The sequence below is a fragment of the Oribacterium sp. KHPX15 genome, assembly GCF_900107835.1.
Classification (GTDB): Bacteria; Bacillota; Clostridia; order Lachnospirales; family Lachnospiraceae; genus Oribacterium.
This window is the reverse complement of sequence record NZ_FNRG01000002.1, coordinates 1-26,436: the sequence shown is the minus strand read 5'-3', so window position 1 is coordinate 26,436 and position 26,436 is coordinate 1. Positions and strand designations below refer to the sequence as shown.

20 protein-coding genes, 1 tRNA gene, 1 other RNA gene and 1 riboswitch are annotated in these 26,436 nt (G+C 44.4%); all 22 genes read right to left on the bottom strand.

Annotated features, from left to right (window positions below; all coding sequences use genetic code 11):
- Window positions 1–55: 55 nt before the first annotated feature.
- The 22 genes from BLV86_RS01500 to BLV86_RS01395 all read right to left on the bottom strand — a co-directional run bounded on the left by BLV86_RS01500 (window position 56) and on the right by BLV86_RS01395 (window position 26,039).
- Window positions 56–325, bottom strand: coding sequence for a hypothetical protein (locus tag BLV86_RS01500; RefSeq protein WP_090814887.1), 270 nt, complete (start codon window positions 323–325; stop codon window positions 56–58).
- 14 nt (window positions 326–339) lie between these two features.
- Window positions 340–603, bottom strand: a complete 264-nt coding sequence (locus tag BLV86_RS01495; protein ID WP_090814886.1) for a hypothetical protein — start codon at window positions 601–603, stop codon at window positions 340–342.
- A 248-nt stretch (window positions 604–851) separates the two neighbouring features.
- The gene (locus BLV86_RS01490) at window positions 852–3,035 is read right to left on the bottom strand and encodes an ATP-binding cassette domain-containing protein (RefSeq protein WP_090814885.1); all 2,184 of its coding nucleotides are present in this window, start codon (window positions 3,033–3,035) and stop codon (window positions 852–854) included.
- 5 nt (window positions 3,036–3,040) lie between these two features.
- Entirely contained in the window at window positions 3,041–5,221 is a 2,181-nt protein-coding gene (locus tag BLV86_RS01485) for an NHLP family bacteriocin export ABC transporter peptidase/permease/ATPase subunit (protein WP_090814884.1), read from the bottom strand.
- Window positions 5,218–5,700: a hypothetical protein gene (locus BLV86_RS01480; protein WP_090814883.1), complete on the bottom strand. Its 483-nt coding sequence runs from the start codon at window positions 5,698–5,700 to the stop codon at window positions 5,218–5,220. The genes BLV86_RS01485 and BLV86_RS01480 overlap by 4 nt, the downstream gene beginning before the upstream one ends.
- A gap of 627 nt (window positions 5,701–6,327) precedes the next feature.
- Window positions 6,328–6,675: RNase P RNA component class A (rnpB, locus tag BLV86_RS01475), an RNA gene on the bottom strand.
- Between the two features lie 275 nt (window positions 6,676–6,950).
- A complete protein-coding gene (locus tag BLV86_RS01470; protein WP_031548616.1) occupies window positions 6,951–8,603 on the bottom strand; it encodes a nucleoside kinase in 1,653 nt (550 codons plus the stop codon).
- Window positions 8,604–8,764: 161 nt separating this feature from the next.
- Entirely contained in the window at window positions 8,765–9,637 is an 873-nt protein-coding gene (locus BLV86_RS01465) for a Nif3-like dinuclear metal center hexameric protein (protein WP_090814882.1), read from the bottom strand.
- Complete coding sequence (locus BLV86_RS01460) at window positions 9,631–10,320, bottom strand: tRNA (adenine(22)-N(1))-methyltransferase (RefSeq protein ID WP_090814881.1); 690 nt, start codon at window positions 10,318–10,320, stop codon at window positions 9,631–9,633. Before BLV86_RS01460 ends, BLV86_RS01465 begins: the two co-directional genes overlap by 7 nt.
- Window positions 10,320–12,083 carry a DNA primase gene (gene dnaG, locus BLV86_RS01455; RefSeq protein ID WP_090814880.1) on the bottom strand — a complete coding sequence of 588 codons (1,764 nt, stop codon included), beginning with the start codon at window positions 12,081–12,083 and terminating at the stop codon, window positions 10,320–10,322. Before dnaG ends, BLV86_RS01460 begins: the two co-directional genes overlap by 1 nt.
- 137 nt (window positions 12,084–12,220) lie before the next feature.
- The gene (locus BLV86_RS01450; protein WP_090814879.1) at window positions 12,221–13,279 is read right to left on the bottom strand and encodes a deoxyguanosinetriphosphate triphosphohydrolase; all 1,059 of its coding nucleotides are present in this window, start codon (window positions 13,277–13,279) and stop codon (window positions 12,221–12,223) included.
- A gap of 182 nt (window positions 13,280–13,461) precedes the next feature.
- Window positions 13,462–13,830, bottom strand: a complete 369-nt coding sequence (locus BLV86_RS01445; RefSeq protein ID WP_090814878.1) for a RidA family protein — start codon at window positions 13,828–13,830, stop codon at window positions 13,462–13,464.
- Window positions 13,831–13,927: 97 nt separating this feature from the next.
- Window positions 13,928–14,416, bottom strand: coding sequence for an acetolactate synthase small subunit (gene ilvN, locus BLV86_RS01440; protein WP_029201123.1), 489 nt, complete (start codon window positions 14,414–14,416; stop codon window positions 13,928–13,930).
- Window positions 14,417–14,426: 10 nt separating this feature from the next.
- Window positions 14,427–16,061 carry a biosynthetic-type acetolactate synthase large subunit gene (gene ilvB, locus BLV86_RS01435; RefSeq protein ID WP_090814877.1) on the bottom strand — a complete coding sequence of 545 codons (1,635 nt, stop codon included), beginning with the start codon at window positions 16,059–16,061 and terminating at the stop codon, window positions 14,427–14,429.
- Window positions 16,062–16,077: 16 nt separating this feature from the next.
- Window positions 16,078–17,286, bottom strand: coding sequence for a threonine ammonia-lyase (ilvA, locus tag BLV86_RS01430; protein WP_031548630.1), 1,209 nt, complete (start codon window positions 17,284–17,286; stop codon window positions 16,078–16,080).
- Window positions 17,287–17,455: 169 nt separating this feature from the next.
- Window positions 17,456–17,710, bottom strand: a complete 255-nt coding sequence (gene ilvN, locus BLV86_RS01425; protein WP_029201126.1) for an acetolactate synthase small subunit — start codon at window positions 17,708–17,710, stop codon at window positions 17,456–17,458.
- A gap of 117 nt (window positions 17,711–17,827) precedes the next feature.
- Window positions 17,828–19,486 (bottom strand): biosynthetic-type acetolactate synthase large subunit, encoded by a 1,659-nt coding sequence (gene ilvB, locus BLV86_RS01420; protein WP_090814876.1) that lies wholly within the window; start codon window positions 19,484–19,486, stop codon window positions 17,828–17,830.
- Window positions 19,487–20,054: 568 nt separating this feature from the next.
- Entirely contained in the window at window positions 20,055–21,374 is a 1,320-nt protein-coding gene (locus BLV86_RS01415; RefSeq protein WP_031548670.1) for an ATP-binding protein, read from the bottom strand.
- Between the two features lie 287 nt (window positions 21,375–21,661).
- The gene (ilvC, locus tag BLV86_RS01410; RefSeq protein ID WP_031548671.1) at window positions 21,662–22,681 is read right to left on the bottom strand and encodes a ketol-acid reductoisomerase; all 1,020 of its coding nucleotides are present in this window, start codon (window positions 22,679–22,681) and stop codon (window positions 21,662–21,664) included.
- Between the two features lie 193 nt (window positions 22,682–22,874).
- A complete protein-coding gene (locus BLV86_RS01405; protein WP_031548673.1) occupies window positions 22,875–24,254 on the bottom strand; it encodes an NAD(P)/FAD-dependent oxidoreductase in 1,380 nt (459 codons plus the stop codon).
- 36 nt (window positions 24,255–24,290) lie between these two features.
- Window positions 24,291–24,389: riboswitch (purine riboswitch) on the bottom strand.
- 89 nt (window positions 24,390–24,478) lie between these two features.
- On the bottom strand, window positions 24,479–25,750 hold the full coding sequence (locus BLV86_RS01400) for an O-acetylhomoserine aminocarboxypropyltransferase/cysteine synthase family protein (RefSeq protein WP_090814875.1): 1,272 nt from the start codon (window positions 25,748–25,750) through the stop codon (window positions 24,479–24,481).
- A gap of 215 nt (window positions 25,751–25,965) precedes the next feature.
- Window positions 25,966–26,039: transfer RNA gene (locus BLV86_RS01395), tRNA-Pro, on the bottom strand.
- Window positions 26,040–26,436: the final 397 nt, after the last annotated feature.

Sequence of the window (26,436 nt, the reverse complement as noted above, 5' to 3'; positions counted from 1 at the left end):
TTATCTCTGAAAAACAGAGTCTTATCCACAAGGATCCCATAGGATGTCGGTTTAATCAGTGTTTTCCCGGAACCTGCAGTATCCAACCGCCTGTAACAGCATAAAGACCTACTTTTAAGTTTGCGGGTAGTATATCGTCCGTCTGACTGTTGGCAACCAGTTCTGCACCGTCACTGAAGCGTACCTGATAAAGCCTGCCTCCCAGGTGCATTACGATGGTCCCCATGGCATCATATTCAGGGTCTTTTTGTCGGTCTATAGAAATTCCTCCATTGGCCCCCATCAGCATTTCATCCGAAAGCTGTATGTTCTTTTCGTCGTTCATGGTATTTCCTTCTATCAGATAAATTCAGCAATTTCCCACTTGCCCATACCTACAAGAGCGATCATTACTCTGGTTCCCGGTTTAAGCAGTGGTCCTACTCTATCGTATGAAGCAATAGCTTCAGGACCTTGATCACGCTTTACTCTATATGTATTCTGTGACTCATCAAAAGGCCCTATTACTGTTCCGGGTTCTTTACGTACCCTGCTCTCTCCTTCGCCGCCTGTTACGTTCTCCATCAACTCATCATTGAGTTCCATATTCTTATTTTCTGACATTTTGATCTCCTCCTCATCTATAAATGCATGTTTTTTGCTGTTTATCTCTGACATACAGATGCAGATCTAAGTGGCTATTAGAATTTTGCCGGCTGTTCTATAGAATCATTCGAAGATTCCGTTTCTTCATGATTCGACTTTACCATGTATAGGTTGACCCTACAATATTTCATGTCTATTCGGCTGTTTTTCATGTCTATTCGGTCATTGCAGTGTCTGAAGTTTAAGGGGTACTTCCAATACAGGTTTTACTTATCCAGTCTCTGACGGGAAACAAGGTCTGCAAAATAACCATTCAGTGCTATAAGCTCATCATAGGTTCCGTCTTCGACTATATGACCTCCGTCGAATACCAGAATTCTGTCGCATTGCTTTATGGTTGAGAGTCTGTGGGCAATGACGATCCTGGTGCAATTCATCCGGTCGAGAGCATTGGCTACCTTTTTCTGGGTAATGTTGTCGAGAGCTGAGGTTGCCTCGTCAAAAATAAGTATCTTCGGCTTCGGTGCCACGGCTCTCGCTATCATAAGTCTCTGCCGCTGCCCTCCCGAAATGCCTCCGCTGCCTTCTGAAATAAGTGTGTTCATACCCATAGGCATACGGCGTATGTCTTCGTCGATGCCTGCGATCTTTGCAGCTTCCCAGGCCTCATCAAGAGTAAGCTGAGGAGCCGAAATCACGATATTGGAGTATATATCGCCGGAAAACAGCTTTCCGTTCTGAGTAACAACCCCGATATGCTTTCTGAGGGAATTAAGATCCACCGTAGAGAGATCCTTTCCGTCATAGAATATGTTTCCTTTTGTTGGTGTTTCAAAACCTATGAGAAGTCTCACCAGTGTGGATTTTCCGCATCCGGTCTTTCCCACGATGGCAACATACTGTCCCGGGTTTATCTTCAGGGAAAGGTTGTCAATGATTATCGGTGAGTTTTCAGTGTACTTGAAGCTGAGGTTTACGATTTCTATCATTCCGGATAGTCTTGACAGGTTTTCCTTATTTCCGGAAATCTCAGGTTCCGCCTTAAGTATCGGCTCAGCCATCTCCAGGGTAGGTTTAATGTTTGCGGCCGTTATCGCTACGCTGAAAAGTGCCATAAAGGCTCCGAAGACCATTGCGTAAGCTGTATTAAAAGCGTAGTACTCAGCAGGGGACACATGGTTCACTATAGCCTGATTGTAAATCACAATAGTACCGATAAGGGTTATGGCTATGCTTATAACACCGTTGATCTTTATGAACAAAGGCGGATTATACAGAAGCTCGGCATTTTTTGAATAAAGGTCTCCCCATCTTGCAAAAACACGCTTCTCCGCGCCGGTAAGCTTAACCTTCTGGATTCCGGAAACAACCGCATAGCTCATACCATTTTCCTGAGAACTAAGCAGCATCTGTTTTTTGGTTATCCGCATCTGTACCAGAGATGATATAACTGAAAAACCCACTGTGATGATAATGATGGAAAGAGCCGGTATCACAAGTCCCGGTGCAAAGGCAAAAATCTCAAATATGTAGACCAAGGAGAATACCGAAGTTAAGCCCGTGTTCAGCACCACAGAAACCAGCGTGGAACATAATGAGTTAACATGATTTGCTCTTGCTGCAAGATCGCCGGAACTAAACTTCTTAAAGAAGTCTGCCGGTAATGACAACACTCTCATCATGGTAGCTGCTTCAACACAGATACTCATTTTGGTATCTATCCTTGTGGAAATGAGATTTCTTGCCGCACTGAAAATAAGGGTACTCCAGGACACACATAAAAGAAACATTGCAGTTGTCACAAGAAGTGATATCTTTCCGTTGTCTATTACGTTACGGAACAGAAAGAGGTTGATCCTGGGAGTAAGAAGCCCCACAAGAGTCAATGCCAGTGTGGTCAGGAATACCATCACATAATCTGAAATATCGATGACACCAAGGATATATTTTGAAAGCTCCAGTAAGGAAAGCTTTTTAAGCGGGAAGGGTTTATAAAAGGCGTAAGCCCTTTGGGAAAACATAGCTTCGGTTTTCTTTGTGACAATCCGGTATTTATCAGAGGTATCATCATAATATTTATAGCTGCTGAGGCCATAAGGGATAAGTACGACAGGGTAATTATCCTTCTTCTTAAATCCCAGCATCAGCCCGTAGGCATCCTTGCTCCACCCGGGGGTAAGATTCACCGCCCTGTGCATAACCCCATGAGGATGCAGAGCATAATCAAGCTTATCCTCTATGGAAAACAAATTTTCGGGCAGCTCTTTCTTAGGGATATGAAGGTGCTGAAGGATATCGTTTATCGCACTGTCTTCTACGTCGGATTCCTCCTCCGTGGATGCTCTGTACTTTATACCTGTAACAGCTCCTGCGATGTTTCGGAAGGCGCGATCAAAAGCCTGAGCATCTTTTTGTTTTCTCTGTTTTATTTGATCATCAAACCAACCCATATATCTTACTCGCTTTGTACTAATTCTCTGTAATAGTCGCTGTTTTGGAAAAGCTCATCGTGGGTTCCTCTGTCCACTACTTCTCCGTTTTTGAGGACGATTATTTCGTCACAATCTCTTATGGTGGACAGCCTGTGTGCTATAACTATGGAGGTAATGCCTCTGTCCTTTATGGCCTTCACAACATCATATTCTGTTTTTGCATCCAGGGCTGAGGTGGCCTCGTCAAGAACTATGATGGTTGGATCCTGGGCAAGAACCCGGGCGATCTCCATGCGCTGCCTTTGACCTCCCGAGAAGTCTTTACCCCCTTCACTCATTTTATAATCATAGCCATTTTCTCTTGCGATTATATCCTTATGGATTTGAGCGTCCCTGGCAGCCATGATCACTTCGAAATCCTTGATGGTACTGTCCCACATTCTGATATTTGCGGAAATCGTATCTTCAAACATAATGATGTCCTGATCCACTACCGCAAGGGAACCCTTGAACACGTCTTTATCGATTTTTTTAAGGGGAGTTCCGTCAAACAGGATCTCGCCTTCCCATGGATCATACAGACCGGAAAGTATCTTTGCCAATGTTGACTTTCCGCAGCCGCTTTCGCCAACGAAGGCAATCCTCATTCCGGGTGAAAGCTTTAATGAAAAGTCTTTGATCAGCGGCTCTGCAAGCCTTGAATATCCGAAGGTGACATTACGCAGCTCTATATCACCGCTGAGCTTATTGTATACTTCGGCTTTTACGGTTGATTTTGAAGCACCGTTTTTATCCTCGGGGTATTCCATAACATCTTCTATACGTTCCATCTCAGTCCTTAACTCCTGTAAGGTCTGCCCTGTGGAGATAAAGGTTTCCGCAGGAGCCGAGAAGGAACTGAGAAATCCCTGAAAGGCGGTGACCATACCAAGAGTAAATTTACCCTGTATCACCAGAAGGACGCCCATTGAAAGTACCAGGGTATTGGTCACGGCAGATACCACTCCGGGAAGGATTCCCAGATATTGATTAAGCTTTGCAAATCGAACCTTCTGGGTGTTGACGCTTGCCTGGTAGCCGGCCCACTTTTGGAAGTATCCGTTTTCTGCACCGCTGGATTTAATGGTTTCGATCATCTCTATGCCTGCTGTAGTGGAGCTTGCCAGCTTTCCTGCATCTCGCATCTGTATCCTTGAGATGTTCACCCTGTACCTGGATATGATACGGGCTATCAGCATATTTATAACAATGGATGATATACCGATCATCGTGAGCAGCACGCTGTTCTTAAGCATTACCACAAGGTAGAAAACCATCATGAATGCATTAAGGAAAAGCGGTGCAAAGGTGTTTATCAATGAATTCGAAATGGAAGCATTACCCATCCTTCGCTGAAGTATATCGCCTGCATATCGTTGAGAGAAGAAATCCATGGGCAGATTAAGAACCTTCCACATGTAGGAGGTAGTGCCCTGAACTGCCATTTTACCGTTTATACGAAGGGAATAAACTGTTCGTATGAGCTGTGACACTATCTGTATGATTGCAAACACTGACATAACAAGGATAAATGGAATGTGCCACCCGGGATCCTTTCCTGTCAGAAGCCGGTCCATGAAGATCCTTGAAAAAACCGGGTTTATAACTCCGATCAGGGAATATATGATGTTTGTAAGCACAACGAAGGCGATGGCAATGCCGCAGCCTGTCAGTCTGCTTCTTGCAAAATCAAGGGTGGATCGTTGTTTTCCGCCGGGTTCAAATGTTTCTGATGGGGAAAAGAGTATGCATAACCCGGTGAAATTCTCATCGAAATCTTCCATGGAAACAAGTATGGTTCCTTTTGCGGGGTCATTTAAAGATACCTTTCCATTTTTGAATCCGTTTACCACTACAAAGTGATTGAAACCCCAATGGGCAATGCAGGGGAAAGTTCCGTTGTCACGAAGGTAATCAGGCTCATATCTGTAGCCGGTGGCATTAAGCCCGTAATTCCTTGCAGCCTTCATAACGTTTAGTGCATTGGAACCGTCTCTTGACACTCCGCAGTCACGACGTACCTGAGGAAGTGGTATCCACTTGTCATAGTAAGCCAGGATCATGGCAAGGCAGGCAGCTCCGCATTCAAGCATTTCAAGCTGCATGATAAAAGGTACCTTTGCCACCTTTCCCTGTGTAGGTTGTTTAAGTTTAGTATGTTTCATTGCTTACCGAATAAAAATGAAAGTGGTGAGATCTTTTCGGTTACAAGCTGCACTTCGTAAATGCCTTCAGCAATCTCCCCGTCAACAGTAACCTCATATACCCACTCGCCTATCTGCATGTTTCCGGTAAAAAGCGCGTAGGAATCAAAATCGGGAGTGAGAGCTATGGGCTTTGCATCACTAAGGGATACTTTATATTCCTTTCCGTTTGATCTTATAAACATATCTCCGGAGAAACGGTTTTCGAATTCCTTTTTAACGAGGCATACGGCATGGTTGTCTTCTGAAATCATTACTCCGGGAACATAGGAGTCAATATGCCCTACAGTGCCGAAGATGCAGGCTCCGGCCAGCAGGATAAGTATGGCCAGAAGGATGAACCAGACACCGGGGTTTGCCAGTTTAATGTAGTCATTAAGCTGATCCGGTGAGGATATCCGTTCTATGGATTTATCTCGGAATATGGTTTTGTTTTCCATCAGGCAGTACCTCGTATTGAGAGATTTAATCTAAGGATAAAATACGGAAATATTAATATAATTCTATTGAAAAAGTGCACAATAAGCTTTGACTCTATATTCGACATTATTCTTTTGTTTAATAACTATGTTTTTTTTCATGATATAAGCCTTTACCTTTGCAAAAGGAATTAAAAAGTAAGGAGTCTCCTTTTTAAAGAGGCTCCTTTTAACGTGACATTGAATTGATTATTATGAAGGAATCAGCATACTTTCATATCATCATTAAGTTCCATGTTCTTATTCTCTGACATTTTCTTATCCTCCTGTCTTAGTCGAAATTTTTTAGGAATCTTTCTAATTTCTTTTTGTTCACGTTTTTTTTGATAGATTTACTGTACCATTAATGCATTATTGGCACAATGATTCTCGCCTATTCGGTAAATTTTAATGTCTATTCGGCAAAAAACTCTGATCCTATGAGTTTGAGTTCATTTATTAGTCTTAATTTCCATATGAATCCATTTCTTATTTAATGCTTTCTTCAAAGTATCTATAAAAGGTTAAGTGATTTTTGTGTTTTTTGTACATCAAAAAGAGGATGTGGAAATGATCTCTCATTTTCACATCCTCTTTAACTGTCTAAAACAATCGAGTATCGTAATAAGCCGGGTTATGTATCAAGTGGTCATCTATCTAGGGCGTATGTTGCCATACGTCTCAATCAACCTACCCGGAAACTGACGAGCAGCCATATGTTTCCTGTTTGGTCTTTCTTCAGATGGGGTTTATAATGCCACAGCTGTTACCAGTTGTGCGGTAGTCTCTTACACTGCCCTTTCACCCTTACCGGTCGAAACCGGCGGTCTACTCTCTGTTACACTTTCCTGTGCGTCACCGCAACCTGCCGTTAGCAGGCATCCTGCTCTGTGAAGCCCGGACTTTCCTCTCCCAGCCGGTTTCCCTTATACTGGCAGCGACCACATCCGATACTCGAGACTAGAGTGTACTATTAAATGGTTTACATTGCAAGGAAAAAATGCAAGGGATAGGTGGCGAGGAAAAAATGCAAGTGATGCGTGGCGGCCCACGAGATTGAAAGGACATCCTGCTCGAAATGTTCGCCCCAGCTGCACTATGTGCATCTGGTTCGTACATTTCGAGCAGGATGTTCTTTCAACTCGCAAGCCTAGCCACACATCCCTTGCATTTTTTCCAATATACGTATTGGCTAGCCTGATCCCTTGCATTTTTTCCAATATACGTATTGGTTATCCTACGTCTAAGCAACTGCCACCGATGAATTCGCGAATAATTGAATTCTGGGGTATTAACTCGGGGCTGATGGGGAGGATGTAGTCCAGGAATTTCAGGAGGCGCTTGGCTTCCTGGTATTCTGGATCGGTGGGTTTTATCTGGAAGAGTAAGGGGGCTGCGAAGATCTTCAGTACCGGGAGCTCGTAGATCATGCTGGAATTAACCATGACATCTGCGCTTTCCTGATAGGGGAAGATGTTCATGTTCTCTCCTCTTCGCACGTTTTCCCACATGGCGATGGTATCCTTGGCTTTATAGCCTCTGGTTCGATTATCACGGACTATACGTCTCAGGAGACGACCGTCTGTTGTCGGGATGCGGTTGTGGCTGTCAACATTGACCTGGGTCAGGGCTGAGATATATATGCGGTATTTAGCGTCTTTTGATAAAGCATAGGACATTTCATCGTTCAGGCAATGGATGCCTTCGATGACCAGAACGTCATTTGGTTTTAATCTGCAGAAATCACCCTTGTATTCTCTCTTTCCGGTGAAGAAATTGTACCTCGGGAGCTGGATGGTTTCTCCCTCCAGAAGTTTCAGCATATCATTGTTGAAAAGCTCAACATCCACACACTTTATGGATTCGAAATCCTTCTTGCCGTTTTCATCCAGGGGAGCAAGTTCGCGATCCCGGAAATAATTATCAACGGAAATAGGATGAGGGTTGAGACCCAAAGCTCTCAGCTGAATGCTTAAGCGTCTTGAAAAAGTGGTTTTTCCGGAGCTTGAGGGGCCCGCGATCATAACCACTTTTTTCTTCTTCTCTTCTATGTCCATGGCGATGTTGCCGATGGTTTTCTCGAACAGTGCCTCCTGCATGAGGATGAGGTCATCGGAGTGACCGTCCACTACCATTTCATTCAGTGATCCGATACAGGAGCAGCCGATTTTTTTTGCCCACTTTGAGGAGGTCTGCTGAACGTTATAGAGCTTATCAAAGGGGACAAAATCCGTTACCTTATCAGGTTCCTGACGGGATGGAAGGAGCAATACAAATCCTTCACCGTACTGTATAAGATCATAGGACTTTATATAGCCTGTACTCGGAACCATATATCCATAGAAGTAATCCCTGAAGCCGTCCATGTCATAAACATTAACATTGGCAGTCATACGGAAACGGAAAAGCTTTTCTTTACTGTGCATTCCGACCTTACGGAAAAAATCCCTGGCTTCGTTGGTTCTCATGGAGCTTTTTGTGATGGGGATATTCATCTCGTGATAAACGTCCATCTGATCCTTGACCTTTTTCAGAAGCTCAGGCGTGATTTCCACGCCTCCGTTCAGGTGACAGTAGTATCCACGTCCCAGGGTATAGTCTACTATAACTTCAAAACCTTTTACGTCGGAACACAGCTTATAGAAAGCCTTCAGCATCATGAAGATGGCTGAACGCTCATAGGTCATCTGGCCTATCTTTGACCGTCCGGTTATGAATTGTATATTCCCGTCTTCCTTACAGGGGTTAAAAAGCTCATATAATACGCTGTTAAATCTGGCAAGTAAGATATCTTCCTTGTAAAGTGACTGGAATTCTTTTGCCATATCAAGAAAGGTTGTGCCCTCCGGGAACTCATAGTTATCTCCGTTTAATGTAATGATCATAATAAACTCCGTTCGTAAACAGCTGTTGGACTTTTTTTCAAAAACAGGATTCCCCGGAAAGCTGCGGGAAATCCTGGGATAGTTTTTTCTATAGTTGTTTTTAAGATGTGAAGTATATCGCTCTCATGAAATCCGGATCAATAAGCGGAGACTATGAAAAATCACAGGGCCTTGGCCGGAAAACGGTAGTAGTCCTTGACGATGTCAGCCTCAGGAAAACTGTCTCTGAGGAAATTTCCGATATGCTCAACAAAGATGTGCTCCAGACCATAGTGTCCGGCATCGATGAGACTTACACCTTCTTCGTTAAGATCGATTCCTTCATGATGCCCCATATCACCGCTTATAAATGCATCAACATGAAGATACAATACTTCTTTAAGCTCGCTTCTGCCTGAACCCGGACAGCAGGCGATAGTTTTAATTGGTGCCCCTGCGTCATAAAAGCTTACAAACGGAAGGTCAAATTTTTCCTTCACAAGCTGAGCCAGTTCATCACAGGTCATGACATTGGGAAGCTTTGCAACAAATCCGATGCCATATTCTTTTATTTCGACAGTATTTCCGGAATTATCAGTTACGAGCTCCGGGGCAGAAATGCTGAGACCTTCCGGGGTTCCGTTTTCGTTACCCACGGGAACATATCCTGTGGGGTCCATGATCTTGGATTTCTCGAAGCCAAGTGTCTCGCATACTATGTCTCCCATGCCTCCGGGACAGCTGTCATAGTTTGTATGCATAGAATAAACAGCTACATCGTTATGAATCAGATCCATGAGCTTGATTCCAAGAGCCGAGCTGTCATTTATGCATTTGATTCCTTTAAAAATGATCGGGTGGTGAGTTACAATCATGTCGCAGCCGGATTCAATGGCTTCACTGATTACATCCATGGTTGCGTCCAGTGCAACACATACTCTGAAAACCTCTTTGTCTCTTCTGCCCACAAGAAGTCCGGGATTATCCCATTCGCAGGCTGAAGCCGGTGGTGCCAAAAGGTCAAGTCTGTCTGCAATATCCCCTACTGTTAACATAAGTACCCCTCCAATGCTTTTAAACAGTGTTTATGTGCTTCTTTTATTGAAACATTCTGCGTTTTCTGAAGGATGCTTTCATATCGGTTCTTCTCTTTCAGAAGAAACTTATGAAGTGTTTCATCCTTCCTATGCAGCAAAATTCCTCCATAGATGAAGTCTTCTTCGTTTTTATAGAAGTCTTCGGCTGATGGTTCTTCTTCCAAGGAACTATCAGGTGAAATAACAGTCATCACTGTATAATATTTCCCATCCTCCATGAGCATCGCCTCGTCTTTGATGATCATGTGGTTATCTATGAGAAAGTGCCGGAAATGTTCTATATCCGATTGCGGTGAAAGAATAAAAGTATCAAAATCCCGAAGGCGGTCCTGAAGTATCTTTTCCATCAGAAGTCCGCCCATGCCGGCAATGACTACGGTGTCTGCTTCGTGAGGCAAAACCTCTTTTAATCCGTCACTTAGTCGTGTTTCTATTTTGTCTGCAAGACCGGCGTTTATAATATTACTTTTTGCGGAACTAAGCGGTCCCTCATTGATGTCACAGGCGAGAGCTCTTTTGGCGTTCCCCTGCAAAACCAGCTCGATGGAAACATAAGCATGATCACAGCCTATATCTGCCACCGTTTCTGACTCCGGAACCAGTTCCACGATTTTTTTAAGTCTGTCAGGTAAATTGGTCATTATAGTTTAAGGTTCTGAAGATCCGACTGCTGCTTGAAAAGCTCTGTAAGTCTGTGCGGATCTGTTTCGTTTTCTATTTTCGTATTAAGTGAGGTGAGTTTAATGTTTCTGATGATGTCTTCAAGCCCCCGCTTAAATTCATTTTCGTCGGTATCCTCCGAAAGAAGATTTCCGTTAAACATGCCTGCCACTCTCTCATAGTCCTCATCTGAATCACGGAACCGGTCAAGAATCTCATTGGCAGGAGTTTCGTTATAAACCATGGTGAGAACCGTTCCCATGATTTCATCACTCATATCCTCCGGAAGTATAAATTCATGAACCTTCGGGATAAGCTCAGGTTTTTCCTGAAGCCAGGTTATAAGCTGCTTCTCTGATTTCTGCAGAGCCGTTTCCTTCCTGCGAACCTTGTCCTCCTTTGGAGTGAAGTTTGTCTGAGTATACATCCTTTCATTAAGAGGTGATGACTGACGTTCCCTGAGATCGCTCATGTTATTCACAAGCTTTCTCAGACTGTCAAGGTCGATAAGCTGCTCTCTTGCAACGGCCTTCACATAGTTTTCTCTTTCGATAGGTTCTTTTATGTCACTAAGCTTTGAGGCTACTTCATTTGTGTACTGTGTCATTCCGGCAGGATCGGAAAGATCGTAATCCTGCTTTATTACATCTATGAGCCACAGGAAACTGTTTTTCGCATTGTCTATGCGATCCTGAAATGCTTCAACGCCCATTGCCTTTATAAACTCATCAGGATCCTTGTAGGGCTTCAGGTTTATGACTCTTGTGTTAATGCCTACGGCCCGAAGCATTGGCATGGCTCTTTTGGCTGCATTGATACCGGCACCGTCCGAGTCATAGGTTAATATAACATCATCCACATATCGCTTTATAAGGCGGCACTGCTGGTCGGTAAGTGCGGTTCCCAGAGAGGCAACGGCATTGGTAAAGCCTGCCTGATGCATCTGGATAACGTCCATATAGCCTTCACAAAGAATGAAATACTTCTTTCTGGATTTCTTCGCGTAACACAGACCGAAAAGGTTTCTTGATTTTTCAAAGAGCTTTGTCTCGGGACTGTTCAGGTATTTCGGTTCTCCGTCACCGAGAACACGGCCTCCGAAACCTATAACCCTGTTATTGGCATCCATGATAGGGAACATGACACGGTTAAAGAACTTGTCATAGATTCCTTTTTCCGAGTAATTAATAAGTCCGGACTGATGGAGTAAATCCTCGGAATATCCTGCGGACTTAAGGTACTGATAGAGTCCGTCTCTGGTCTGATCCGCATAGCCGAGCCCCCAAAGCCGTAAGGTCTCATCACTGAGCTCACGCTTCTTAAAATAGTTCATGCCGATCTGGCCTTTTTTGTCCCGCAGAGCATTGTAAAAATAGACCGCAGCCTTTTTATTGATATCAAGGAGCTGAACCCTGAGGTCATTTTCCTTTTTTTCTTCCTCCGACTGATTTATCTCGGGAAGCTTATAGCCTACATCATCCGCTACTTTTCGGATAGCCTCGGGAAAAGTAAGGTTCTCGTATTCCATGGTGAATCGGATCACATCTCCGCCCTTACCGCAGCCGAAGCAGTGAAATATCTGCATCCTGGGGTTAACGGAAAAGGATGGAGTTTTTTCGCCGTGGAATGGGCACAGCCCAAAGTAATTGGCTCCCTTTTTCTTTAAATTCACGTACTTTCCGACCACGTCAACTATATCTGCCCGTGACCGGAGTTCCTGAAGTATTTCATCAGAATAACGCAAGGTGAATCTCCTCATCTATTAACGCTGCTTTTGGAGCCTTGATATCTGACACACAGATGCACCTCTGACCGACTCTTCAAAGCATGTTTTTTTGTTATTTTTGGCTGACAAATGTATGTCGGTCTATCCGGCTCCTGTTAGAATTTCTGCCATCCTATGGGGACAAAATATTCTTTAAACTTGTATATACAGTAATCATCCGTCATGCCGGCAATGTAATCACATACACTTCTCTCATGTGCCAGCCGGATCTTGTTTTCTTTATCAGGGTCATCTTTACTGATGGCGGAAAGAGCATTCTCGAGCATGCCCATGTATTCATTGGTCATGGATCCCGGATTCTCCATATAGTATTTAAAAAGAAGACTGATCATACGGTGAACCTTGATCTCTTCTTTTCTGGCTTCTCCGCTTATATACACGTGATCAAACATCCACTGACGTAGTGTCTGCATCGCCTTTTCTGTTTTGGGTGACATTATGAGCTCATTTTTATCTTTTGAGCTGTATATAACATCATGAATGAGCGTGTTAAGTCGTTCTTTAACGGAGTGTCCGAGAACATCGGTGATCTCCTTTGGGATCTCACTTTCTTTTATAAGTCCCGCACGTATGGAGTCATCGGTATCATGATTGATATAGGCGATCTTATCTGCAAAACGAACGGCCTGTCCTTCAAGAGTATGAGGGTGACCTGAGGTGCGGTGGTTAAGTATACCATCCCTTACTTCTTTTGTGAGGTTCAGCCCCTTGCCGCCTTTTTCAATCACTTCAACAACACGTACACTCTGTTCAACATGAGAGAAACCTTTGTGGCAAAGCTCATTAAGGATCCGTTCTCCGCTGTGACCAAAGGGAGTATGACCGAGATCATGTCCCAGTGCTATGGCTTCAATTAGATCTTCATTGAGTCTTAAGGCTTTTCCAAAGGTGCGGGCAATCTGACTTACTTCCAGGGTATGGGTTAATCTGGTGCGGTAATGATCTCCTTCGGGAGCGATAAATACCTGTGTTTTGTGTTTGAGTCTTCTGAAGGCTTTACAATGCAATATCCTGTCTCTGTCACGTTCATAACATGGGCGGATGTCATCAGGATCTTCGTATGTATCACGGCCTGAGGACTCGGCTGACAGGGCTGCATAGGGTGACAATGTGATCCGCTCAAGTTCTTCAAGTTCTTCACGTATACAGCTCATATTTGCCCCCATATTATAAAAAATTTATAAATAAATAATAGCATTTTCGGGCTTTATCCGCAATATATTGCGACCATTTGAGCAAGCTACGCTACAGAGTGTAAGGCGTTTGTAAGCCATAATTTATGTATCGTAAGGTATAAAAAATGCCGCCACAGAGGGGCGGCAAGGATAGTTTTGATTTACAGTTCAGCGATGGCTTCGATCTCGCATTTAACACCCTTTGGGATGTCCTTTACGGCGACGCAGGATCTGGCGGGATTTGAAGTGAAGTATTTTGCGTAGACTTCGTTGAAGGCTGCAAAGTCGTTGATGTCGCTGAGGAAGCAGGTGGTTTTTACTACCTTGTCCATTGAGCTTCCGGCAGCTTCTACGAGGCCTTTGATGTTCTTGCAGCTCTGCTCTGCCTGTTCAGCTATGGTTTCGGGTACGTTTCCTGTGGTGGGATCTACTGGGATCTGGCCGGAACAGAAAACGAGGTTTCCTACCTTCATAGCCTGTGAATATGGGCCGATTGCAGCCGGTGCATTACTTGTTGTAACTTTCTCCATGATTGTTAGTCTCCTTATACGTTTATTTTTTGAATTAGAAAAAATCTGATATAAAAAAGTATTTGGTACAGATGGAATTCGCCATCATAAATTATTTTTATTCTCCCTGCTCTTTTATCTTTGTTATCGCCAGGGTTCCGGTGCGGGCAAGCTCGATGATGCGGATGGACTTGAGGGTGTCAAGGAACATTTGGACACGCTCGGGAGTATCGCACATCTTTATGGTCATCATGGTCTTTGAGAGATCGATGATCCTTGCCCCCATGATCTGGCAGTTTTCCATGATGTCTTTTCGGTTGTCACGGTTATACTTTATTTTAACGAGTACCAGTTCCTGGGACAGTCCTTCGCTTTCGTCAAAGGTTTTTACTTTTATGATATCAAGTTTTTTGTTTAACTGCTTTTCTATCTGTTCAAGAGTCCGCTCGTCTCCGCTTGAAACGATGACCATGTTGGAAATGTTTTTATCTTCTGTTTCTCCAACTGTCAGTGAATCGATGTTGAAGCATCGTCTCCAGAAAAGACCTGCTACTTTTGCAAGTACACCCGAACGGTTCTCTACAAGACATGAATATATTCGTTTCATTCGGACCTCCTTAAGATATCTCAGATGGATCAACATCAACTTCCATAAGAACAGATTCATCCATCTTAAGGAATTCCTCCAGACCCGGGTCGATGCTGTTGTTATTTGAAACTCTTATATATTTCATGCCGTAAGCCTCGGCTATTTTGTCAAGCTCGGGACTTCCGGAGAGATCCGTTACAGAGAATCTGTCATTGTAGGTAAAATGCTGATACTGTCTTACAAGTCCCAGCCATCCGTTTTTGATGACGGCTATCTTTACAGGAACATTGTACTGACGCATGGTGGCAAGCTCCATCATACACATCTGGAAGCCGCCGTCTCCAACAACCGCAACAACCTGCTTTTTCGGATCGGCAAGTTTTGCTCCCAGGGCTGCCGGTACGGAATAGCCCATGGTTCCCATGCCGCCGGAGGTGAAGAATTTGCCGTTACGCATTACGTAATTACCGCAGCTCCACATCTGATTCTGGCCGACGTCAGCTACGTAGATGGCATCATCCTTAATTTTGGTACTGAGCTGGATAACGAATTCTTCGGGTGTTACAAGCTCAGACTTTCTCACTCTTTCAAGCAGATTCTTGAGCTTTTTGTCTTCGGATTCCTTTTTGTAGTTTTTCAATACATCAACCCATTCGTGATAATCAGCATCGTTCTTCTGTTGATTAAATTCTTCGAAAACGCTTGCTATATCACCAACCAGAGGAATCTCGGGACCTGCATTTTTGCCTATTTCCGCAGGATCCACGTCGATATGAACCAGGGTCTTGTTTTCTGTAATGAGATCAGGCTGGCTGATGGATCGGTCCGCAACTCTTGCACCTACCATGATGATCATGTCTGCTTCATTCATGGCTCTGTTTCCATAAGAGTTTCCGTTATTGCCCACCATTCCGAAGAACATGGGATCCGAAGATTTCATTACACCGATTCCCATCATGGTGCAGACAACAGGAATTTTGTTTTTGTCTGCAAAGGTACGAACTGCCTCTTCTGCTGCAGCGAGGTGAACGCCTCCGCCCACACAGATAATAGGCCTTTCGGCATCCTTAAGTCTTGCGAAGACTTTCTTTATCTGTACGGCATTACCCTTGACTGTCGGACGGTATGTACGGAGCTTGGCTTCCTCAGGGTAATGGAAATTTTTGATCTCCGTCTTCTGGATATCGATAGGAATATCAATGAGAACAGGTCCCCTTCTTCCGGAGCTTGCGATATAAAATGCCTCTTTCATGATACGGGGAATATCCTTTGCATCTCTTACGATATAAGAATACTTGACAAAGGATTCGCAGGCACCGCAGATGTCAGCTTCCTGGAACACATCCGAACCCACCAGCTGACTGTTAACCTGCCCGGTTATGACTACTATAGGGATACTGTCAGCAAAAGCTGTTGCTATTCCGGTGATGATATTGGTTGCACCGGGACCCGAAGTAACCGCAGCAACTCCGACTTTTCCTGTGGTTCTGGCATAGCCATTGGCCGAATGAGCAGCATTCTGCTCCTGACGAACAAGTATGGTTTTAATGTCGCTGTCTAGGATGCTATTGAAGAACGGAGCTATAGCTACTCCTGGATAGCCGAAAACATATTCAACCTGTTCCTGCTCAAGACATTTAACTAAAGCGTCTGCACCTGTCATATGAGGGAATCTCCTTTCAAGGCCTGTTTATGAGTTTGAAGCCTTCCTCCACAAACTTCTGGCGGATTGCTTCGATATGCTCGAAGTTTCTGGTCTCCATCTGGAGAGTGAGGTAACAACCGTTGATGTCTGTTCCCATGGATATGGAGTTATGGTCAACCTTTGTGACATTGGCACCCATGGACGCAACGATGTGTGAAACCTCCTCAAGCTGACCCGGCTTGTCCAGAAGCTCTATAGTAAGGTCGGCCTTTCTTCCGGTCTTGATGAGACCGCGGTTTATAACTCGTGAAAGGATGTTAACGTCGATATTTCCGCCTGATACTACGCAGACTACTTTCTTGCCTGCTACAGGGATCTTGTTGAAAAGAACAGCGGCTACTGAAACCGCACCGGCACCCTCTGAAACCACCTTCTGCTTCTCCATAAGTGTAAGGATTGCAGCAGCTGTCTCATCATCTGTAACGGTTACGATCTCATCAACATACTTGCTTACCATATCGTAAGTTACATCACCGGGACATTTTACAGAGATGCCGTCTGCGAAGGTATGAACTGTCTTGAGAGGCTCGATCTTCTTGTTCTTAATGGCCTCAGCCATACTTGGAGCACCATCTGCCTGAACACCGTAAACCTTGCAGTTAGGGTTCAGCTTTTTAACAACGAAACTTACACCTGAAATGAGTCCACCGCCTCCGATGGGAACTACAACTGCATCGGCATCTGCAAGCTGATCACAGATTTCCATACCGATGGTTCCCTGTCCGGCAATGACATCGATGTCATCGAAAGGATGGATAAATACAGCGCCTGACTCTTTCTGATATGCAACAGATGCTGCATAGGCATCATCATAAACACCATCAATCATGCGAACCTCGGCACCAAAGCTCTTTGTGGCTTCAACCTTTGAAATAGGTGCGATGGCAGGAAGGAAAATAGTTGACTTGATGCCTGCTCTCTGAGCTGCCAATGCTACGCCCTGTGCATGATTTCCTGCGGAACAGGCAACGACTCCCTTTGCCTTCTCTTCCGGTGAAAGGGTTGAGATCTTGTAGTAAGCACCTCTTATCTTGAAAGAACCTGTATTCTGAAGATTTTCAGCCTTCAGATAAAGGTCGCAGCCTGCATCGATTCTTGTTGCGTGTACAAGCTCGGTTTTGTTGATGACAGGCTTAAGTACGTGAGCTGCCTGGTATACGCGGTCTAGTGTAAGTTCGTTCATGTTTTTTAGTCCTCCCAAATTTTGCGATCTTTGGGTGTTTTCCTGAAGAATTGATCTTCTGTGTGAAAGCCTCGAAAATCGTAGATTGATTTCAATCTCAGAGAGCTTTCCATGCAATATGTTGATTGGTCTCTGAGGATGAGTTTGAGGGATAGTGCCCTCTATTGGTTTAGTCTTCTTTGAATTCAGTTCTCAGGTCAACTTTTCTGATGTCGTAAAGCTTTTCAAGCTGTGAGATTACCTGAGTTCTCATATAATCGTCTCCGGTGGAAACGATCTCTATCTTGGTCACACCGGGAACATCCGTCGGGCCGGCGTGGATTGTTTCGATATTGTAGCCTCTTTTTGAGTAAAGACCTGTAATTCTGTTAAGCACACCGAAGCGGTTATTTACCCAAAGATCAATGATAAATTTCTCTTCCATGATTAGCTTCGTTCCTTTCAATATATTGTTTTCGGCAGTCTGTACTAAACTGCTTTGAAATATCATTATAAATGCTTTCAACCTGCAGCTTCCCCGATCACATCGGGGAATGAGGCCTTAATCCTTCAGGATGATGCTCTTTATGGACTTTCCGGGCGGGATCATAGGAAGAACCTTTTCATCCTCGCTTATATGACAGTCGATAACAAAGGATCCTGCCGGATCTTTATCGGTCTCTTCCAGTACTTTCTCAAGCTCCTCAAGAGTTGATACAGAGTAACCCTTTGAGCCGAAGGCATCCGCAAGGGCTGCAAAGTTTGTCTTTCTTGCGAGAGTAGTCTGGGAATATCTGCCTTCATAGAAAATACCCTGCCACTGACGTACCATTCCTAGAACATTGTTGTCAAGGATTACAACTGTGATAGGAAGCTCCTGGCTTACCACTGTACAAAGCTCATTCAGATTCATACCGAAGGAACCCTCCGAAGTGAAAAGAACTGTTCTCTTACGCCCTGAACCGATGCAGCCTCCGATGGCAGCGCCGAGACCGTAGCCCATGGTTCCGAGACCACCTGAAGTAAGTAAGGTACGGGGCTGCTCGAAATCGTAGAACTGCACTGTCCACATCTGGTGCTGTCCAACATCCGTGGCAACAACCGTGTCATCCTGTGTATGCTTTCTGACAGTTTCGATGATATTCTTCGGACAGAATTCTCCGGGACGATCCGGGATTCTGGTCTTCTTGAACTCTTCAACCTCTTCTCTCCATTCCTTGTGACGAACCCCCTGGATGTCCTTGAGAAGATCCTGAAGGATACCCTTTATCTCACCCTGGAGACAGACATCGGGGCTTACATTCTTTCCGAATTCAGCCTTGTCTATGTCAATGTGAATGACAGTACATTTTCTTGTATATTCACCGATATCTCCTGTGGCACGGTCTGAGAAACGAACACCGATGGCAAGCATCAGATCACATTCTGCCTGAGCCTTTGTGGCTGCATACTGTCCGTGCATTCCGCACATTCCGAGATTGTATTCGTAGGAATCCGGGATGGCTGTTCTGCCCATCATGCTGAGGCCTACCGGTGCATCCAGTCGATGTGAAAGCTCCAGAACTTCCTTCTCTGCACCTGAAGCGAGAACGCCGCCACCGCAATATATGAATGGTCTGTGGCAGTTCCTGATGGCTTCAAGAGCAGCTTCCTTTACGTAAGGAACCTTTGGCTTATCCGGCATGCGGGGAACAACTGCGATGCCGTACTCACACATATCGGTCTGGACATTCTTTGGAATATCTATAAGTACAGGACCCTTTCTTCCGGAGTTTGCGATGAGAAACGCTTCCTTAATGGTCTGCTCCAGTTCCTGAACCGAACGCACCATGAAATTGTGCTTAACCACCGGCTGGGTGATGCCCACAATGTCTACTTCCTGGAAACTGTCACGGCCCAGAGCATTGATGGAAACATTACCGGTGATGGCAACCAGCGGAACTGAATCAAGGTTTGCATTGGCTATGCCGGTAACAAGATTGGTGGCACCCGGACCGGAAGTTGCGATAACCACTCCGGTTTTGCCTGAGGCTCTGGCATAGCCGTCAGCTGCATGGCAGGCGCCCTGCTCGTGAGCTGAAATGATATGGTTGATCCTGTCACTGTTTTTATACAGCTCGTCATAGATGTCGAGAACCGCCCCTCCTGGATAACCGAATACGGTATCAACGCCCTGCTTAACGAGTTCTTCAATCAGAATCTGTGCTCCCTTTAATCTCATATTTGTTCTCCTTTTAAGGTGAAAATAATCCTATGATATGAGTCGTTAAAACGCTGTAGAATCCAACAGACACCTGTTGGATTTCGCGTTAGCCGTCACATGTGCGTTTGTGTTTACACAGCGCCCGCGTGACGGCTTTATCGCGGAAATAATAAGTTTTTTTCTATAAATCACAAATATAATAATACAACTATTTTAAATAAATATCATGGATTTTTGACGGCTTTTACAGATCAGGCAATGTAAAGAAACACTGCTAAAAAAATAACCTTGCAGTTGTAAAGCTGCAAGGTTCAAAAGCGCGTCATGACTTTATTTCTCCTGAAAAGCTTTACACAAATAAGCATTATTGCTAATGACAATAATGTTCACGAGAATAATAATGACTGCTAGTATAACACTGTAATTATTCATGCTTCTTTGCGTGCCTTTCATTAAAATATAAAATAATTATGACTTTCTAAGTACGGCATGTCAACAATCAATAAGTTATAAGAGCTATGCTATAAGTTATAGCTGTTATGCTTTGGGATTGTAGACCGGGCTGCTCTTTCGGCAGGTTCAAAACTTATGGTGTGGCGTTTTTTCCAGGATTCAGGGAATTAATGAACTGCTGTGCAACTCTTCCGGTGTGGCCGCCCTTTCTCACGGACCAGACATTGGCAGCGGCAAGAAGCTCTTTCTCCTCCATATCAATGTGATATTTCTTTGCGAGATTGATGACAATTTGCTGGAATTCCTGCATGCTTGGCTTGGTGTAAAGAATGTTGAGACCAAAGCGGTCCACAAGGGAAAGCTTCTCTTCCAGGGTGTCGGAGTGGAATACATCTCCGCCTACTCCCATATCGTCACGGTCCTTTGTGTTTTCCTTTATGAGATGACGGCGGTTCGAGGTGGCATAAATCAGGATGTTGTCCGGCTTTGTTTCGAAGCCGCCTTCGATGACTGCCTTAAGGTATTTGTATTCGATCTCGAAATCTTCAAAGGAAAGGTCATCCATATAGATGATGAACTTATAGTTTCTGGTCTTAACCTTTGATATCACATAGGAAAGATCTTTGAACTGATGCTTGTAGATCTCGATAAGTCTGAGACCCTTCGGATAAAATTCGTTGAGGGTCGCCTTGATGGTGGTGGACTTTCCGGTTCCGGCATCTCCATAGAGAAGCACGTTGTTGGCGCTCTTCCCTTCCACAAAAGCCAGGGTGTTGTCATAGACCTGCTTCTTCTGCAGCTCATAACCCACAAGGTCATCGTAGTTTACCGACTCCAGGTTGTTGATAGGGATAAGCTCAGGAGAACCGTCAATATTATTTCTGATACGGAAAGCTTTATTGAGACCAAACATTCCGACGCCGTAGTTTTCATAGTATTCTGAGATGGCATCATAAAAGCGCTCCCGAGTACCGGCCGAGAGAAGCCTGACTTTCAGAGAGTTTACGGTTTTTGAAATGTAGCTGTAGTACATTCTCTCGTGCTTCTGCACAGCCTTATAGGTCTGCAGCTTTTTCATACAGCTGATCCCAAGCTTCAGCTCAAGGAAAGAGAAATCATAATGGATAAGATCCATGAGATATCTGCAGTCGCTGAGAGCTATTTCTGAGGCAGAGCCCTTCGGGATCACAGCATTTTCTGAAACCAGCGCAAGAGGATTTTCATCATTCATGATGAGAAAGCTAATGTAGGCTGCCCAGAGATTCTCGGTGAAACCATACTTTGTTGCGGTCTCCATGATGTAGTGAACTTCATCCAGGCATTCTGAAAGAAGCTCCTGAACAGACTGTTCCTCATTGTATCTCAGAAGATTCTCCGCCTTCGCCAGAGTCCTCAGAGTCCGGTCATGTTTTACATTGTTGTATAAGATGAGATGGTCAAGTATTTCCAGCATTATTGTTCTCCTTTCAGAAAATCACTTAATGTCGAGGTTGAAACAAATGTAGATTGAGCTATAGAGCATCCATTATAAAACGTTGAGCTGAAGTGAGAAAAATCAAAATAGACCCCCTTAGAACCACTTGGTTTCCTTTTCCTTAGCCCCCTCGCCAAGTCAGATTTTTCATAAAGAAAATATCTGACATTGGCGAGGGCCTAGTGGTTCTTAGGGGGTCTGTTTTAGATTTTTCCACTGAAGCGATCCGTTTTATAATGGATGCTCTATAGCTCTAGAGATTTAAATTAGTTATTTACCAGCTTGTCAGATTCGTTGTTCCAGCTGTAAAGCTTTCTGATATCTGCACCAACTGTCTCTGTAGGGTGCTGAGCAGCCTTTGCTCTCATTGCCTGGAAGTGAACCTGACCATTATTCATATCCTGAAGGAACTCTGATGCAAATGTTCCGTCCTGGATGTCTGAAAGGATCTTCTTCATAGCCTTCTTGGTATCCTCTGTAACGATCTTCGGACCTGTTACATAGTCACCGAACTCAGCTGTATTGGAGATGGAATATCTCATGCCTGCGAAACCTGACTGATAGATAAGGTCTACGATAAGCTTCATCTCGTGAACACACTCGAAGTAAGCATTTCTTGGATCATAGCCTGCCTCAACCAGAGTCTCGAAACCTGCCTGCATAAGTGCACAAACACCACCGCAAAGAACTGCCTGCTCACCGAAAAGGTCTGTTTCTGTCTCCGTCTTAAAGGTTGTCTCAAGGATACCTGCACGTGCGCCGCCGATGCCTGCGCCGTAAGCAAGAGCCTTGTCAAGTGCATGACCGGTAGCATCCTGATGGATAGCTACGAGACAAGGTGTTCCCTTTCCTGCCTGGTACTCTGAACGAACTGTGTGTCCCGGTGCCTTAGGAGCGATCATAGCTACATCAACGTCTGCAGGAGGAACGATGAGCTTGTAGTTGATATTGAAGCCATGTGCAAACATGAGCATATCGCCGGCCTTAAGGTTTGGCTCTACATCCTTCTTGTACATACTTGCCTGAAGCTCGTCGTTAATGAGGATCATAATGACGTCTGACTGCTTTACAGCCTCTGCTGTAGGAAGTACTGTGAGACCCTGTGACTCTGCCTTAGCCTTTGATTTTGAACCCTCATAAAGACCTACGACTACATCACAGCCTGACTCTTTGAGATTGAGTGCATGTGCATGTCCCTGTGATCCGTATCCGATGATGCAGATCTTCTTGCCGTTAAGGAAAGATATGTCACAGTCTTTTTCGTAAAATAATCTTGGTTCTGCCATTTTTAAAATCCTCCAAAATATAGTAATTAACTCATAAGCTTATATCGCTTGTAATTAAATAAAATTATAGTTTTTGCACAATCAAAATGCAACAGCAATTATGAAAACAATATATATTATAACTTCATAGAATGTATAACCAAAACTCTGCTACAAAAAAAGAGAATCCTTAAGGATTCTCTTGAACTGTTATTTATTTAATCCTCTCAGCAATCTCTCTTGCTACATATACTCCGCTTGCTGAAGCATGTGAAAGAGAATGGGTAACGCCGCTGCCGTCTCCTATTACAAAGAGATCGGGATAAATGGTTTCAAGCTTCTCATCAACAGAAACTTCCATATTGTAGAACTTAACCTCAACACCGTAAAGCAGTGTGTCATCATTGGCAGTGCCCGGAGCGATCTTGTCGAGAGCATAGATCATCTCGATGATTCCATCCAGGATTCGCTTCGGAAGAACGAGACTCAGGTCACCGGGGGTAGCCTTAAGGGTAGGTCTCACAGTTCCCTCTTCTATACGCTTAACCGTACTGCGGCGTCCTCTTTCGAGATCTCCGAATCTCTGAACGATGACTCCTCCGCCCAGCATGTTGGAGAGGCGGGCAATGCTTTCGCCGTAGCCGTTACTGTCCTTGAAGGGCTCTGAGAAATGCTTGCTTACAAGGAGCGCAAAGTTTGTATTTTCTGTCTGAAGGGAAGGATCCTCATAGCTGTGACCGTTTACTGTGATGATGCCGTTGGTGTTTTCATTAACAACCGCACCACGTGGATTCATACAGAAGGTACGTACAGAATCCTCAAATTTCTGGGTCTGGTAAACGATCTTTCCTTCGTAAAGTGCACTGGTGATATCCTCAAATACAACTGCCGGAAGCTCTACACGGACACCAAGGTCAACACGATTTGACTTGGTCGGGATATTAAGCTCGTCACAAACAGACTGCATCCATTTGCTGCCGCTGCGGCCTACAGAGATGACGCAGTATTTACAGGTGGCTTTACCGTCCTTGAAAGATACCTCGTAGCCATCCTCAAGCTTCTCAACCTTTTCGATAGGTGTTCTGAAGAAGAATTTGATGTGATCCTTCATCTCCTCATACATGTTCTTGAGAACAACATAGTTCTTGTCGGTGCCCAGGTGTCTTACTGATGCATCAAGGAGTGTGAGCTTGCTCTGGATGCACTTCTTTTTAAATTCCGATCCTGAAGTGCTGTAAAGCTTTGTGCCCTCTCCGCCGTGGCTCATGTTAATGTTGTCTACATATTTCATAAGCTCGATGGCATTGTCACGTCCAACGTGCTCATAGAGAGTTCCGCCGAAAGCATTGGTAATGTTGTACTTGCCGTCAGAGAAGGCTCCTGCTCCGCCGAAACCGCTCATGATGGAGCAGATAGGACAATTGATACAGGACTTAACCTTGTCTCCATCTATGGGACATTTTCTCTTTTCCAGAGGATTGCCGGATTCATAGACTGCGATCTGAAGCTGAGGGTCCAGTTTCATAAGCTCATAAGCCGCGAAAATACCTCCAGGTCCCGCGCCGATTATTATAACGTCAAAATTAGTGTTCATTGATTTTCTCCTTAAAAAAGCTGCCATTTGCAGTTTGCTTACGACAAAAAAAGTCATAAGACGCTGTAAATGGCAGCTTGTAGAAACGCCCAACCATACCAAGGGCATATTATGACTATAAAATTTTAAAGGTTTTGTGCTCTATCGTCAAGAGTTAAGTGTATGAGCAAAAGCATCAAGTGTCTGTATAAGATGATAAAGCATTAAATGCCTGAGGATGATCATCAAGCATCAAGTGCCTGGCTTAAATCATCAATTATGTCCTGAACATTCTCGATACCGACTGAAAGTCTGATCATGTCAGGCTTGATTCCGCCTGCCAGAAGCTCTTCATCAGTCATCTGACGGTGAGTTGAGGATGCAGGGTGAAGTACACAGGTGTGTGCGTCGGCAACGTGGGTTGCGATGATGGCGAGCTTAAGGCGCTTCATAAACTCTTCTGCGCTTGCTCTTCCGCCCTTTACACCGAAGGAAATAACTCCGCAGGTTCCGTCAGGCATGTACTTTTTAGCGCGCTCATAATACTTGTCGCCTTCAAGTCCCGGATATGTTACATATGCTACCTTTTCATTAGCTTGAAGGAACTCGGCAACCTTCTGTGCATTTTCACAATGTCTCTGCATTCTGACAGCAAGGGACTCAAGTCCGAGGTTCAGCATGTAGCAGTTCATAGGTGAAGGTATAGAGCCAAGGTCTCTCATGAGCTGTGCTGTGGCCTTTGTAATGAAGGCGCCTGCTTTTCCGAACTTTTCTGCATAGGTGATACCGTGATAGGAATCATCCGGTGTGCAGAGGCCCGGGAATTTGTCGGCATGAGCCATCCAGTCAAAGTTTCCGGAATCAACAATTGCACCGCCTACTGTTGCATCGTGACCGTCCATGTACTTTGTGGTTGAATGGGTTACGATATCTGCTCCCCATTCGATGGGTCTGCAGTTAATAGGTGTTGCAAAGGTGTTGTCAATGATCAGAGGAACGCCATGCTTGTGGGCAGCATTGGCAAAACGCTCAATGTCTAAAACTATCAGAGCGGGGTTTGCGATGGTCTCTCCGAAAACGCACTTTGTGTTTGGCTTGAATGCTGCTTCCAGCTCTTCGTCTGAGCATTCCGGATCCACAAAAGTGAAATCTATGCCCATTTTCCTCATGGTGACATTAAAAAGGTTGAAGCTTCCGCCATAGATGCTGGAAGATGCGATAACGTGATCTCCTGCACTTGCCAAATTGAAAACAGAGAAAAATGTTGCCGCCTGACCTGAAGATGTAAGCATTGCTGCTGTTCCGCCCTCAAGGGATGCGATCTTTGCAGCAACGTAATCATTGGTAGGATTCTGAAGTCTTGTATAGAAGTATCCTTCAGCCTCCAAATCGAAAAGCTTTCCCATATCAGCACTTGTATCGTACTTAAAGGTGGTGCTCTGATATATAGGTATCATGCGTGGCTCGCCATTTTTTGGTGTATAGCCGGCTTCAATGCATTTTGTTTCTTTTTTCATTAGTTTGCGAAGCTCCTTTGGATGATTTGTTAATGTGAATTTAAACACGCCATAAGTGGGTGACAAACAGCTTTGACACCCACTTACTTTTACCTATTCATGATAGCGCATCACCGTTACCTTGTAAAATTAATTATATGTTATGGCTGATATCACCCTTCAATCCACGGGGCACAAAAAAAGAGTTTTGGCAAACCCAAAACTCTTTTTTTTAGTCGATGCGACAAGATTCGAACTTGCGACCTCTGCGTCCCGAACGCAGCGCTCTACCAAGCTGAGCCACGCATCGCTTTTGTGCAAATGAAATCTTAGCAAAGCAATGGAGATGTGTCAAGTTCTGATTATTTTTTTCTGAAATAATTCTCGACAAGCGGTAACAGTTCCGGGTCTTTGACACCCCAAAACCCCAGGAGGCGCTCCACGCCTTATTTTTTTGTCAAATTTCAAATATTTGTAATGCGTAATTGCGTAATTTCTGATATAATTATATCAGATTCATTCTGTTGTTGGAGAATTCGATATGCGTATTACTAAATCCGGGAAAATATACTACATAATTCGTTCGATAAAGCGTGATGGAAAACGTTCATCAGAAGTTGTGGAGCGTCTTGGGACCGATGAAGAAATCATGGCTCTGCATAATTGCACAGACCCGCGTGCATGGGTAGATCAGCGTTTAAAAGAGC